General features: G+C 38.6%; 6 protein-coding genes and 2 pseudogenes. 4 read left to right on the forward strand and 4 right to left on the reverse strand.

Annotated elements, in window-relative coordinates; translation table 11 throughout:
• Nucleotides 1-133: 133 nt before the first annotated feature.
• Nucleotides 134-865: a Fic family protein gene (locus ACINWC743_RS11510; RefSeq protein WP_009585531.1), complete on the reverse strand. Its 732-nt coding sequence runs from the start codon at nt 863-865 to the stop codon at nt 134-136.
• A 223-nt stretch (nt 866-1,088) separates the two neighbouring features.
• On the opposite strand from ACINWC743_RS11510, the gene ACINWC743_RS11515 reads away from it, so the two are divergent.
• Nucleotides 1,089-1,256 (forward strand): DUF559 domain-containing protein, encoded by a 168-nt coding sequence (locus tag ACINWC743_RS11515; protein ID WP_080971997.1) that lies wholly within the window; start codon nt 1,089-1,091, stop codon nt 1,254-1,256.
• Here the strand turns inward: ACINWC743_RS11515 and ACINWC743_RS11520 are convergent.
• The 3 genes from ACINWC743_RS11520 to metH all read right to left on the reverse strand — a co-directional run bounded on the left by ACINWC743_RS11520 (nt 1,253) and on the right by metH (nt 7,122).
• Complete coding sequence (locus ACINWC743_RS11520) at nt 1,253-2,200, reverse strand: retron St85 family RNA-directed DNA polymerase (RefSeq protein WP_009585554.1); 948 nt, start codon at nt 2,198-2,200, stop codon at nt 1,253-1,255. The genes ACINWC743_RS11515 and ACINWC743_RS11520 overlap by 4 nt on opposite strands.
• A complete protein-coding gene (locus ACINWC743_RS11525; RefSeq protein WP_009585543.1) occupies nt 2,200-3,186 on the reverse strand; it encodes a retron St85 family effector protein in 987 nt (328 codons plus the stop codon). Before ACINWC743_RS11525 ends, ACINWC743_RS11520 begins: the two co-directional genes overlap by 1 nt.
• Before the next feature lie 246 nt (nt 3,187-3,432).
• The gene (metH, locus tag ACINWC743_RS11530) at nt 3,433-7,122 is read right to left on the reverse strand and encodes a methionine synthase (RefSeq protein ID WP_009585549.1); all 3,690 of its coding nucleotides are present in this window, start codon (nt 7,120-7,122) and stop codon (nt 3,433-3,435) included.
• Nucleotides 7,123-7,681: 559 nt separating this feature from the next.
• Between metH and ACINWC743_RS11535 the strand changes: the two genes are divergently transcribed.
• From ACINWC743_RS11535 to ACINWC743_RS24855, 3 genes and pseudogenes are all read left to right on the forward strand, one after another.
• Nucleotides 7,682-9,313 (forward strand): ESPR-type extended signal peptide-containing protein, encoded by a 1,632-nt coding sequence (locus tag ACINWC743_RS11535; protein WP_035301040.1) that lies wholly within the window; start codon nt 7,682-7,684, stop codon nt 9,311-9,313.
• A 14-nt stretch (nt 9,314-9,327) separates the two neighbouring features.
• Nucleotides 9,328-14,595: pseudogene (locus ACINWC743_RS24850) on the forward strand (beta strand repeat-containing protein); the annotation flags it as partial.
• Between the two features lie 75 nt (nt 14,596-14,670).
• Nucleotides 14,671-15,030 (forward strand): annotated as a pseudogene (locus ACINWC743_RS24855) (hypothetical protein); the annotation flags it as partial.

Raw genomic sequence — 15,030 nt, forward strand, 5'->3', positions numbered from 1 at the left:
TTACTATGTTGCTAGAAAAGTAGCGTAATTACTTATTTAAATAGAATAATATTGCGAATTTCAAGATAATGCTGGATCTACAATTTCCTTTCAGTAATCTATACTACGTATTATTGAAAATAGGATTTATTGTTTAAATTCCTAAGATCATCTGATAAGGTTTAAATCCATCCAATACAGCATTAGCAACCAAATGAATAAATGGTTCAGTATGATCATTCGCCATCCATTGATCTAGGGCTTCATAATAAGCTAATCGATTTTCTATAGTAATTACACTTGGTGGATAACCAGATTTAAGCAATTCAAGGTTCATCAATAATTGAGATGTACGTCCATTTCCATCAACAAAAGGATGGATCGCTACAAAATCTGCATGGACTTTGGCTGCTCGTTCAATAGGATGTAATTTTTGACCATCACGATTATACCAGTCAATAAACTGAGTCATTTTATCATTGAGCAATGTATGGTCTGGTGGAAGCGCCGTAGCCCCTGAGATTAATACATTTTGTTGGCGATATTGTCCAGCATTTTCATCATCAATATTTTTCAAAATGAGTTGATGAATATTACGAATTTGCCATTCTGAAAAGGGTTCTTGGCTTTTGATAATATCTTCAACATACAAAATCGCATTACGATGATTGATTGCTTCAAAATGCTCCCTTAATGCTTTACCACCGATCGTAATTCCCTCAAGTACAACCTTTGTTTCTAACAAAGTTAAGGTATTACCCTCAATGGCATTGGAGTGATAAGTCCAACGTAAAACGAGGTCTTCGTGTAGATTTTTAACAATCGTAGGAGAAAGAGGTCGATGTTGATACAATTTAGCTTTTAAATCATCAATGATCTCAAACATTTTTTATCTCTACAGGCACAATAAAATGATCATACATGAAAAAATGATGAAATTGCATTTAAGGTATCCACTCAGTGGAGTGTAGATTATATTTTAAAAGAGTGGGAATATTACAAATTTTAAATAGCTATAGAATAAGTAGAGTTTCTCTTGAACAAAGCTTTGAAATAAAATGTTAGAACAAGCTATGAAGGAATTAAATACTTTTCAAAGAAGAACAAAAATGAACTCGTACAACAAAAAATTAAAGTTATTGTCTCGTGATCTCAGAAAAAATATGATCGATGCAGAATTATTACTTTGGTCAAAGTTACAAGATAAGCAAATTTCGGTTTTACAGTTTTATTCGAAGAAGCCGATTGTGAATTTTACTGTAATTCTACAAATTTAATCCGTTTTAAATTTTAATATTTGTAGGATAGTATCGTTTCCATATTTATTTTCAAATTTTTCTCTTAAATGAGGCATAATGTAAAAAGCAAATGCAAGTTCACCTTTTAATTTAAGAATATCACTCTGATTTTTTATTTTATTATTCTTAAAGTGATGTATTTTTGCAGAAAGCAAACGCTTCTTTCTATGACCAATAGAAATGTTGTGATCATTGGTAATTGTGATTCCTGTTATATTACGATGATAAGCTTTACTTATATACTTAGTTTTCTTAGTATTTAATTTAATATTACCTTTGAATTCTTCATTCAATAATGCAGTAATTATGCTTGTAAAATTTAGTTCGAAGAAATTATTACGTGAAGAAATGGTAATATCGTCCGCATACCTACTATATTCACAATTATGTTTTTTACATATTTCTAGGATTTTTTCATCGAAATTAAACATAATAAAGTTTGAAATAAAAGGTGAGGATGGAGCGCCAATGCTTAATTTTAAACTATCATTTCTATTTTCTTTCCAAAAAAATAAATGAGTGATTAATTGACTATTCTTATCTGATAGTATTATGTTGTTTTGTTTAATTTTTTCTAAAAAAATTAAAGGTGTTATTGAATTAAAGAAATTAGATAAATCAGTTTTGAAAATATAATTGGAATTTTGATGTATGATGGCATTTTGTTTAATACTACGATTTTTTACATATGCAAAAGCTGAATAATGAACAGGGAAATTTGATTCAAGTATTTTAATTGCTGAGCGTTGTAAAAGTTTGACCTCTTTTGATGGCTGGGCAATTTTTCTCGTACTAATACCATCTTTTTTTAATATTTCATAAGTTTTATATCTATGAGGTGCGGTACGTGAAAATGAAAGTATATTATCTTGTCCTAAAGGAAATTCAAGATTTAATAAGTTAAGTAAGTTTAATTCTTTCATTAGACTTTACTACCCAGAATAGTTTTAATTTTCTCAAAAACCTGTTTGCGTTTTCGATCATTCTCAAATTGAGAAATTTTACTTAAAATTAACTTTGCATAATCAAATGGAGGGGAATTAGTATCTTTGCGTTTTAAAAATACTTTAATTAAGGTCGGATCTTTGGGGTAGAAATAATTTTTTGATGAATAGTCGTAAGAATCAATATAGTTTAAACTTTTTAGTAAATATATATAATTTTCACATATGTTTTTAGAAAATTTTTCTATATTTAATAAAATTTTTTGGGCTTCGATTAATTCTGTAATAGTAATTGGATAAAAAATTTTAATCAGTTCATATATAAGGAAGATATGATGGGATGTATTATCTCTATCAAATATGAGAGACTTGTTTTTGGGTAGCATTGAAATTAAGTCTTCTGTTATAGATTGGACTATATCTTGTGTGTAGTTTTTTTCTTTATTACACCAGTCAAAAGTTAAAACGGATTCATTGTTTATGGATAGTAGGTACTCTAAAGGTCCATAATTAATAAAAGACTCACTTTGACGATGCTCTTTCGGAACTACAACTATAAGCTTATTTTTAAGATGTTTATTACTAATAAACATACCTAGTTCGACTAAAGCACCTTCACTTTCAAGGAAAATTAAAACATGAGATGATATCTGTGCAATGTCATGTTCAAAATCTAATAAATTGGTATATTTACCAACCTGAATGTAGTTGTAAAAATCTTCGGCTAGATGGAGGTTATAACTAATTAGATCCTTTTTAGGCTGGTTTATGTGAATAATATTATCACAGAAAAACTTACGTAAGCTTTGAAATTTTTTAGGAAAAACATCAGGTTTACTTTTATACTCATCTATATATTCAAGTTGACCGCCGCAAACAAAAATAATAGGTTTATCAATACTGATCTTAAATCTACCAGCATCCCAATTATCGATATGTTCAAGTATAAAGTATTCAAAAGACATAAATTATTTCTAATAAAGAAAGGTGAGTTAAAACTCACCTTTCGGATCTCTTTACACAGGATAGCGTTAGATGAATTTCTAAGCTCCTTTAGGCGCGCAGAAATTCATCTAACGCAAACCTAAATTTCTCACAATAACATTAATTTAGCGAATCGCTAAACTTTTACAAAACTTATCCATAAGGATAGTTAGTTTTATAAAAAAGGCTAAAGAGAATCTAATTTGAGTATTACATAAATATACTACTTAAGCAACTGAATCATCCAAATTCGGCGCTAACCAACGTTTCGCTTCATCCAAAGTCCAGTTCTTACGCTTTGCATAATCCTCAAGCTGATCTAATGCAATCTTACCCACATTAAAGTATTCAGATTGAGGATTCGCATAATAGAAACCACTCACGCTTGATGGTGGCCACATTGCAAAACTGCTGGTCAATTGGGTACCAATCTTATCTGTGGTACCTAACCAATCAAACAAAGATGCTTTTTCAGAATGCTCAGGACAAGCAGGGTAGCCTGGTGCAGGACGAATACCGACATACTTTTCTTTAATCAATTCTTCATTTGAGAGTTGTTCATCAGCTTGATAGCCCCAGAACTCTTTACGAATACGTTCATGCAAATGTTCAGCAAATGCTTCAGCAAAACGGTCACCTAAGGACTGAGCAAGAATGGCAGAGTAATCATCCCCTTTGGCTTTGTACTCATGTGCCATTTCTTCTGCGCCAAAAATTGAAACGGTGAAACCACCCAAGTAGTCTTCAGCTTGTGCTTTGGTTGCCACAAAATCCGCCAACGATAAATTAGGTTTCCCGGTCACTTTGTCAGACTGTTGACGGATATGATGGAAAGTATGGGTGGTATTTGCACCAGACTCATCATAGACTTCAACTGAGTCCGCCGCTGAACGATTGGCAGGATAAATTCCAAATACAGCACGCGCATCAAAGCGTTTATTTTCAATAATGTCTTTGAGCATCGCTTGAGCTTGATTATACAAATCAGTCGCAGCTTCACCGACCACTTCATCTTGTAAAATTTTCGGGAATTTGCCTGCCAAGCTCCATGAAATAAAGAACGGCGTCCAGTCAAAGTAATCGACTAATTTTTCAAGCGGGTAGTTGGTGATGGTTTGTAGACCGATAAAGTTTGGTTTTACTGGTGGATGAGCCGCAAAATCAATTTTTAACCCATTCTCTATTGATTCAGCATAAGACAGCTTGGCAGCTTTGGGCTGTTTGTTGGCAATACGCTCGCGTACTTTTTCATATTCAGCACGATGTTCTGCGACAAATGCCGGCTTCATTTCTTTGGATAATAATGTTGTCGCAACACCAACTGCACGAGAGGCGTCGGCAACATAAATCACTGCATCATTTGAATATTGTGGATCAATTTTTACCGCAGTATGTGCTTTCGATGTTGTTGCACCACCAATCAGCAATGGAATCTTAAATCCCTTACGTTGCATTTCTTTAGCGACAAATACCATTTCATCTAAAGAAGGGGTAATTAAGCCAGATAAGCCGATAATATCAACTTTTTCATCAATCGCGGTTTGTAGAATTTTTTCACAAGGAACCATAACACCAAGGTCAACAATGTCATAACCATTACAGCCAAGCACCACGCCCACAATATTTTTACCAATATCATGAACATCGCCTTTTACTGTTGCCATCAACACTTTACCTTTAGATTGGCTTCCTGTTTTTTCAGCTTCAATGTACGGGTTTAGCCATGCAACAGCTTGTTTCATGACACGTGCAGATTTTACTACTTGCGGTAAGAACATCTTACCTGAACCAAATAAATCTCCAACAACGTTCATCCCGTCCATCAATGGACCTTCGATGACGTCCAATGGGCGTTTCGATTTTAAACGAGCTTCTTCGGTATCTTCATCAATAAAAGTGGTGATGCCTTTAACAAGCGCATATTCAAGGCGTTTTTCAACAGTTTCATTACGCCACTCAAGATTTTCAACTTGTTTTTGAGCAGCACTTTGACCACGGTATTGTTCTGCAACTTCGAGCAGTTTCTCAGTTGCATCTTGACCACTTGCTCCCTGATTTTGGTTGAGAATCACATCTTCAACCGCATCTTTTAATTCTTTTGGAATATCATCATAAATTGCCATTTGACCGGCATTTACAATTCCCATGGTCATGCCTTGTTGAATAGCATGATATAAGAATACAGAGTGAATGGCTTCACGCACAGGTTCATTGCCACGGAACGAGAATGAAACGTTTGAAACACCGCCAGAAATCATGGCATAAGGCAAGTTTTGTTTAATCCAACCGGTGGCTTCAATAAAGTCCACAGCGTAGTTATTGTGTTCTTCAATCCCTGTTGCTACAGCAAATACGTTCGGGTCAAAAATAATGTCTTCAGCAGGAAAGCTGACTTCATTGACCAATACATCATAAGAACGTTTACAGATTTCACGCTTACGTGCAGCTGTATCCGCCTGACCTGTTTCGTCAAATGCCATGACAATAATCGCAGCACCATATTGACGACATAGGCGTGCTTTATGCACAAACTCGTCATAACCTTCTTTTAAAGAAATCGAGTTTACAACAGGCTTACCTTGAACACATTTTAATCCTGCTTCAATGATTTCCCATTTTGATGAGTCAATCATGATTGGAACTTTTGATATTTCAGGCTCGGATGCAACCAGATTTAAAAAATGCACCATTGCATTTTCCGAATCCAACATTCCTTCATCCATATTAATGTCAATGATTTGAGCACCTGCAACCACTTGCTGTAAAGCAACGTCGAGTGCCTCTGCAAAGTTTTCTTCACGAATTAAACGTAAGAATTTTTTAGAACCTGTGACATTGGTTCGTTCACCGACATTGACAAATAAGGAGTCATCGTAAATGTTAAATGGCTCTAAACCACTTAAACGACAAGCAGGTTTAGTTTCTGGAATTTGGCGAGGTTTGATGTCTTTTACGGCATGATAAATCGCACGAATATGATCTGGTGTGGTACCACAACAGCCGCCAGTAATATTAATCAAACCACTTTCAGCAAACTCTTTTAAAAATGCAGCAGTTTGTTCTGGCGTTTCATCATAACCACCGAAAGCATTGGGTAAACCTGCATTGGGATGCGCTGAGACAAAAACATCTGCAACATCTGAAACAGTTTTAACATGCGGACGCATGGCATCTGCACCCAAAGCACAGTTAAAGCCAATTGATAATAGGTCGCCGTGGCGCACAGAATTCCAAAAAGCTTCTGCTGTTTGTCCTGTAAGCGTACGACCTGAAGCATCAGTGATGGTTCCTGAAATCATCAATGGCAGTTCATGACCAAGTTGTTTAAATACCTCTTTCACTGCAAAAATTGCAGCCTTACAGTTCAAGGTATCAAATACAGTTTCGATCAAAATAATATCAGCACCGCCCTCAATAAGCGCATGTGTAGCTTCGATATAATTGTCTTTAAGCTCATCAAAGGTAATGTTACGAAATGCAGGATCATTCACATTCGGTGAGATTGAGCAGGTACGAGATGTAGGACCCAATACACCTGCCACAAACCGTGGTTTATCAGGTGTCGAGTATTTCAAACATGCTTCTTTAGCAATTCGGGCTGCTTCACGGTTGATCTCAGGAACCAAGTCTTCCATATGATAGTCAGACATGGATACACGTGTACCATTAAAGCTATTGGTTTCAATAATGTCTGCACCAGCATCCAAGTATGCTTCATGAATCCCTTGGATAATGTCAGGCTGTGTCAGCACCAAAAGATCGTTATTGCCCTTGAGATCAGATGCCCAATCTGCAAAACGCTCACCTCGATAATCTGCTTCTTCCAGTTTATGGCGTTGGATCATGGTTCCCATCGCACCATCAATTATGAGAATACGTTGGGCAAGAAGCTCTTTTAACGTGGTAAGCGTAGACATTCAAACTCTCAATAAAATCGGATTTTAAAAATAGCGCTATGTTATCAGAATGTAGCGCGGCAAGGTATTCATCTTTGTCGATATGGATGATTTGAAAAATGAATGAATTTAATTAATTTTCAACTAAAAACAAAGTTCAGTTTGGAAAGTAAATATAAAAACAAAATAATGATTTTAATCACATTATTTTAATGAAAGTGTGATTTTTTTAAATTTATTTTTGTGGCAAAAATTATAAACTTGCTCAATGAATCACAAAATAATAAATGTGTTACATCTAAAATATAATCGATGATAAATGACGATAATTATCAAACCAAAATATTAAAAAGTTGATGATTCTCAAAGAAGCTTTGGAAAATAGAAAATCATTGCTGATCAAACAAAAGTTGGTTTTTTACTTTAAAAAGTGTACCAAAAAGTCAAATATTCATTCCAAAAAATCAATCATTTTCAGGTATGGCTGATTTTTTCGCATACGTTAGTAAAAGCATTGCAATGCCAATAAATAATGTTAACTATTACTCAGAACTATTCTAAAAACTTACGGTAATTATCAATGAATAAGACATATAAAGTTGTTTGGAACGAATCATTAGGCACATGGTGTGCAATTTCTGAAACTTCAAAGGTTCGTGGCAAACGCTCTTCTGGGAAAGCAATTGTTGCAAGTGCGGTGATCGTCGCTTCCACCATGTCAGGTGTGACATTCGCTGCTGATAATTATGTCAGTGTCAATGATGGTGGTGTACAGAGCGGAAACTACAATAATGATGGTGCTGGTGTTGATGGCTCTGTTGCGATTGGTCCAGATGCGAGTAGCTCAGGTGCTTCAGGTGTTGCGATTGGTAATAATGCCGATGTTCATGGTTATCAAGGTGTGGCAATAGGCAATAATGCGCAAGCAGGTTATCAAAGTATGGCTTTGGGTCATGACGCTATAGCAACGGCATTTAACAGTATGGCATTGGGTGGGAATTCGATTGCTTATACAGATGGTACCGCTTTAGGACAGGGCACCTATGCCAATAAGTTAGCAACAGCAATGGGCAATGGCTCTTTAGCGGTTGGGCTGGAAAGTACAGCCTATGGTTATAGTGCGCTTGCTGGTACAGACTCGTTTAGTCAACCATCAGCAGGTACAGATCCAGATACGATTGGGAAAGCTTATGCTACTGCAATGGGTTCAAGAGCGAAAGCATCTGCACAAGGTTCAACTGCGATCGGTGCAGGGAGTGTCGCTGAGGTCGAGAGTGGTGTTGCGCTAGGCAGTAGCTCTGTTGCCAATACAGCCGCTGGTGTTGCAGGTTATATTCCTACTGGTGCAAATCAAGCCCAGTTATCAGCCATCAATGCAACTCAATCGACATTGGGTGCAGTCAGTGTGGGAAGTGCAGGCAATACACGTCAAATTACCAATGTCGCTGCTGGTACAGTAGATACAGATGCAGTCAACCTTGCACAACTCAAAGCCGTTGAAACCCATTATGTCAGTATTAATGATGGTGGTACGCAAAGTGGAAACTATAATAATGATGGGGCTACAGGTAAAAATTCTTTAGCCGTAGGTATAGGTGCTACAGCAACTGGACCTAGTTCAATAGCAATAGGTACAGGCACTCAATCAATTGGTGATAATGCTACAACCTTAGGATTTGGTGCAGTTGCGTCTGGTGAGAGAGGTTTGGCAGCAGGATTCGGTAGTAATGTTTCTGGTGCGATTTCTGTAGCTGTAGGAAATCAAAATTCTGTTTCAGGTAATTTTAGTAGTGCCTTTGGATCAGATAATAATATTATTGGACAGAGTAGTTCTGCGATTGGTAATGGAAATAATGTCAGTGGATCTCATTCTACTGCTTTAGGTTCTTATAATAATATTACTGGTGCAGGATCTACAGCGATTGGAGTTTCAAGTACCGTTCAAGGTAATAATTCGTATACGCTTGGAGGAAATAATAGAATTCCAACAAGTAATACTTTTGCTTTCGGGAATAATCTTAATACTACTCAAGATAATAGCGTGATTCTAGGTAATGCATCGACTGACCGTGCAGCAACCACAGTAGATAAAGTACAATCAATGGTGAAGACTATACTGTTGCAGGAGCTGGCTCTGTGGCAAATGGTATCGTCAGTGTTGGTAAAGCAGGCGCTGAACGACAAATCATCAATGTGGCAGCAGGTGAAGTGAGTGCAACCAGTACCGATGCTATCAATGGTTCACAACTTTTTGCGACAAATAAAGCCATTGCCGATAGTCAAACTCATTATGTCAGTATTAATGATGGTGGTACGCAAAGTGGTAACTACAATAATGATGGGGCAATTGGTTCAAATACAGTTGCTATAGGCGTAAAAGCACAAGCAATAGGTGATAAATCTGTTGCAACAGGTAATGGAGCACAAAGTGGAGTAAAAAGTGTCTCTATTGGTGATAGTGCAGGTAGTGTAAAAGCAGAAGGTAGTATTGCTATTGGAAGTAGCGGGAATCAATCTGCTACGGGAGTACCTGGTTTTGGTACAGGTAGTTTAAGTGAAGGTTACGACCACATTGCAATTGGTACCGAAAGCGGTATAGGTGTAAAAGGGAACAATAACCTTGCGTTGGGCGGGGAAATGGGTAACAACGTCATTGGTTCCAGAAATACTGCACTTGGTGGGGAGTATTCTGGTAGTAATGTTACGGGCAATGACAATATTGTAATTGGTTCGAATGCAGGTAACAGCATTACAGCAAATCGTACACTGAGTATAGGATCGACCTCTAAAGCCAGTGCTGACGATGCAATAGCCATTGGTACAGGGGCGCAAAATACCAGCCCAGGTGGTATTGCGATTGGTCAAAATGCCAGTGTAATGCAGATCAATGCTTCTGGTGGTGGTGGAGGCGTAGCTATTGGCTTAAATGCTGTCGCTAATGGAGGAGCAGCTCAAGGTGGTGCGACTGCAATTGGTGCAGGGGCGCAGGCAACTAACAATGGTGCGATTGCAGTTGGTGCTAATCCTAACTATGCGACTTTGGCGACTGGCGTAGATGCACTTGCTTTAGGAGCAGCAGCACAAGCCAAAGTTGCGCAGAGTGTCGCTATAGGTGCTTTCAGTGAAGCTGTTCGCGATGTAGCTAATGAAACAGCTTATGTGGTACCACTAAGTACACCGATCTCAGCAACTAAAGCAATTGGCGAGTTGTCTGTGGGTAAGGTTGGAGGTGAGCGTCGTATTACTAACGTTGCTGCAGCAAGTCAAGACACAGATGCGGTAAACCTTTCACAACTCAAAGCAGCTCAGGCAGCAGCGACGACCCATTATGTCAGTGTCAATGATGGTGGTACGCAAAGTGGTAACTATAATAATGATGGGGCAAAAGGGCTAAATAGTTTGGCGATTGGTGTGGACTCAAATGCTATTGGTAGTAATAGTGTAGCAGTTGGTACAAGTAATACTGTGGAAATAAATAACGGAGTTGCATTAGGACTAGGAAATAAATTACTCACACATGATGGTTCAACAGCGATTGGTATAAACAATATCAGCAGTGGCTGGGGATCTGCTGTTATTGGGAATAATAACCAGTCTAAGGGAGATGCTAATCAGGCTTTAGGTAACGATAACCAAGTAGAAGGTAGATACAATACTTCTGTTGGTTATGCGAACAGCGTGAAAAGTGGTGAGGGATCTCAGGCCGTTGGAGCTACTAATAATGTTCAAGGATGGTCTTCAGGAGCTTTTGGAAGAACGAATGAAGTTAGTGGAAATGAAGCCTTTGCCCTTGGTAGCTCTAATAAACTAACGAGTAGCTATAGTATTATAGTTGGTCGAGGAAATAATATTGGAGGTGGAGAAGGCTCTTCAGTTGTTGGGAATAATAATAATGTTCAGGGATGGTCTTCAGGTACTTTGGGACAGAGCAATACGGTTAGAGGTAACGAATCCTATGCGGGAGGTAATGCAAATAACGTTCAAGCTGATTATAGCATGGTGTTAGGGCGTTATAACAAAATCAACAATGGATTTAGTTATGTTGTTGGTGACAGCAATATTGTTAATGGTTCTGGTGTTGGCATACTCGGAAATAGTAATACGGTAGCTCAAAATGATACTTATGTATTGGGTAGCGGTATTACAACAACTCAAGCCAACAGTGTTGTATTGGGCAATGCATCGACTGACCGAGCAGCAACCACAGTAGATAAAGTTACAATCAATGGTGAAGACTATACTGTTGCAGGAGCTGGCTCTGTGGCAAATGGTATCGTCAGTGTTGGTAAAGCAGGTGCTGAACGACAAATCATTAATGTAGCTGCTGGGGAAGTCAGTGCAACCAGTACCGATGCTATCAACGGTTCACAACTCTTTGCGACCAACAAAGCCATTGCAGATAGTCAAACCCATTATGTCAGTATTAATGACGGTGGTACGCAAAGTGGTAACTACAATAATGATGGGGCAAAAGGGACTAATAGTCTGGCGATTGGTGTGAATTCAAGTGCAACAGGTTCCAATAGTCTGGCGATTGGTTTGAATTCAAGTGCATCAGGAACCAATAGTATCGCAATGGGTGTAGGGAACCAAATGGAAGCTGAAGGTAATATTTCTTTTGGTAATGGGAATATTGCTAAGGGTGGGAATGGATCACAGGCTGTTGGAGAAGGTAATAATATTAATGGATGGGCTTCTGCTGCTTTTGGACGATACAATGAAGTTAATGGTAGTGAGTCCCTTGCTGCAGGTAGTGTTAATAAAGTAACGGGTGATTCTAATACTGTAGTTGGTCGAGGAAATAATGTTGGGGGGGGGAATGGCTCTTCCGTTTTTGGGGATGGTAATAATGTTCAAGGGTGGGGTGCCGGTGCTTTTGGACGTTACAATGAAGTTAGTGGAAGTGAAGTCTTTGCCCTAGGTAGTGTTAATAAAGTAACGGGTAGTCGTAATATTGCAGTTGGTCGAGCAAATAATGTTGGAAGTGGGGATGGCTCTTCAGCTTTTGGGGATGCTAATAATGTTCATGGATGGGGTTCTGGAGCTTTGGGAGGGAGTAATATAGTTGGTGGTAATGAATCCTACACAATAGGTAATACAAATAACGTTCAAGCTTATTATAGCATGGCACTAGGGCGTCATAACAAAATCAATAATGGATATAGTTATGTTGTTGGTGACAGCAATATTGTTAATGGTTCTGGTGTTGGCATACTTGGAAATAATAATACTGTAGCTCAAAATGATACTTATGTATTGGGTAGCGGTATTACAACTACTCAAGACAACAGTGTGATTCTAGGGAATGCATCAACTGACCGTGCAGCAACCACAGTAGATAAAGTTACAATCAATGGTGAAGACTATACTGTTGCAGGAGCTGGCTCTGTGGCAAATGGTATCGTCAGTGTTGGTAAAGCAGGTGCTGAACGACAAATCATCAATGTGGCAGCAGGTGAAGTGAGTGCAACCAGTACCGATGCAGTCAACGGTTCACAACTCTTTGCGACCAATAAAGCCATTGCAGATAGTCAAACCCATTATGTCAGTGTCAATGACGATGGAATACAAGGTGGAAACTACAATAATGATGGGGCGCAAGGGAAAAATTCTTTAGCGTTGGGCGTGGGTGCTAAAGCAACGGGTGAAAATGCAATTGCGATTGGTAATGTGACTACTGATGCAGCAAATAGTATTGCCATTGGTAATAATAATGTTTTAAGTAATACTGCTGGTGCAAGTACAGTCATTGGTAGCAATAACAATGTAACGGGCAATGAAGCCGTGGCTTTGGGTTCAAACAACACTGTAAAAGATTTCTCAGGTGTTGCGGTGGGTAGTTATAACCGTGCATTCGGTTATCGTTCTATTACGGTTGGTGCAGAAAACCAAACAGATGGTCAGTGGTCATCAGCAATTGGTCTTTGGAATACAGCTGGAGGGGAGCGTGCCACGGCTTTAGGTGCAAATAATAAGATTTTAGGTCGTCGTGCCTTGGGTGTCGGTGTTGTCAATGAAATCTCAAGTGCCAGTGAATATAGCTCAGCAATTGGTGCTTTTAATAAAATTACGGATAGCACCAAATCTTTAGCGGCTGGATTTAGTAATACTATCACTGGTGGTGATAACAACAATGTTTTAGGGAATGAAAATCAGCTCAATAACGCCAAAAATTCAACAGCAATTGGAAATAAAAATATCGTTGCTCAAGACAATACCCAAGTTCTTGGTAACAATGTTACAACGACCCAAGCCAATAGTGTGATTCTCGGGAATGCATCAACAGATCGTGCTGCAACCACAGTAGATAAAGTCACAATCAATGGTGAAGACTATACTGTTGCAGGAGCTGGCTCTGTGGCAAATGGTATCGTCAGTGTCGGTAAAGCAGGCGCTGAACGTCAGATCATCAATGTGGCGGCAGGAAAAGTCAGCAGTGACAGTACTGATGCAGTGAATGGTTCACAACTTTATGCTACTAATAAAGCCATCGCAGACAGTAAAACCCACTATATCAGTATCAATGATGGTGGCACACAAACTGGAAATTACAATAATGATGGGGCGATTGGTAAAAACTCAATTGCAATTGGTGTAGCCTCAAAAGCAGAGAACGAAAATAGTGTTGCCCTTGGGACTAACGCTGTTTCAAACTATGGTGGTATTGCAATCGGGAGTGGAGTTAAAGCCTCTAATGGTGGTTCAACGGTTATAGGTAGCAATAGTGTTGCTTTAGCAAATAATGCACATGTTATTGGTACAAATAACCGTTCTGAGCAACAAAATAGTAGCATTTTAGGGAATGAAAATCAGATATTGACCTCAAGTGGTACAAGCCTTGCCATTGGAAACAACAATATATTAACCAGTGGTGGTGCAGCAACTTTAGGATTTGGTAACCAAGTTTCAGGCGCTAGCACGCTTGCGCTTGGTACTGGTAATAATGTGACAAATATGAATACTACAGCGGTTGGAATCGGAAATCAGATTTCAGGAAATGGCAGTATTGCATTGGGAACAGATAACACTGTTCAAAGTGATTCATCTGGGATTTTAGGTAGATATAATCAAGTTAATAAAGGTAGTGTAGCCTATGTTCTTGGACAGGCAAATAATGTTAGTGGTAGCTCTTCTGCTATAGTGGGTATCAGTAATATTGTTGCAAACAACAATACCTTTGTATTAGGTAATCAAGTTACTACTACTCAAGATAATAGCGTTATATTAGGAAATAAATCGACAGATCGAGCAGCGACTTCTGAGTCAAAAGTCAGCATTAATGGTCAAGACTATGCCTTTGCTGGTGTTGGCTCAGCTGCCAATGGTGTGGTCAGTGTCGGTAAAGCAGGCGCTGAACGTCAAATCATCAATGTGGCTGCAGGAAAAGTCAGCAGTGACAGTACTGATGCAGTGAATGGTTCACAACTTTATGCCACCAATCAAGCGATTACCGAAGTTGGAAAATCGGCAGCGGCAGCAAAAACTGAAGTTTAAGGTGACAACATTGTTGTGACCGAAACCCAAGGTAAAAATGGTCAAAGTGTTTACAACGTTGCAACTGCGAAAGAAGTGAGTTTTAACAAGACTACAGTAGGTACAGTGATCACCGACAGCGCAACAGGTAAAATCACAGGTTTGACTGCGGGTGAAGTGAGTGCGACCAGTACAGATGCGATAAATGGTTCACAACTTTATGCGACTAATCAAGCCATTGCAGACAGTAAAACCCATTATGTCAGCGTCAATGATGATGGTGTGCAAGCAGATAACTACAACAATGACGGTGCAACTGGTAAAAATGCACTGGCAGTCGGTGTAGGGAGTAAAGCAGCAGGTGAAAATGCTGTAGTGATTGGTTATAACAACAATGTTGCACAAGATAAAACGGTTGCATTAGGTAGTTCGATCACCACCACTCAAGCCAACAGT

The organism is Acinetobacter sp. WC-743 (assembly GCF_000335555.1).
GTDB lineage: Bacteria > Pseudomonadota > Gammaproteobacteria > Pseudomonadales > Moraxellaceae > Acinetobacter > Acinetobacter bereziniae.

Bases quoted from the DNA above. Each gene is read 5' to 3' on its own strand.
- ACINWC743_RS11525 (WP_009585543.1), bottom strand. From the start codon at position 3,186: ATGTCTTTTGAATACTTTATACTTGAACATATCGATAATTGGGATGCT.
- ACINWC743_RS11515 (WP_080971997.1), top strand. From the start codon at position 1,089: ATGAACTCGTACAACAAAAAATTAAAGTTATTGTCTCGTGATCTCAGA.
- metH (WP_009585549.1), bottom strand. From the start codon at position 7,122: ATGTCTACGCTTACCACGTTAAAAGAGCTTCTTGCCCAACGTATTCTC.
- ACINWC743_RS11520 (WP_009585554.1), bottom strand. From the start codon at position 2,200: ATGAAAGAATTAAACTTACTTAACTTATTAAATCTTGAATTTCCTTTA.
- ACINWC743_RS11535 (WP_035301040.1), top strand. From the start codon at position 7,682: ATGAATAAGACATATAAAGTTGTTTGGAACGAATCATTAGGCACATGG.
- ACINWC743_RS11510 (WP_009585531.1), bottom strand. From the start codon at position 865: ATGTTTGAGATCATTGATGATTTAAAAGCTAAATTGTATCAACATCGA.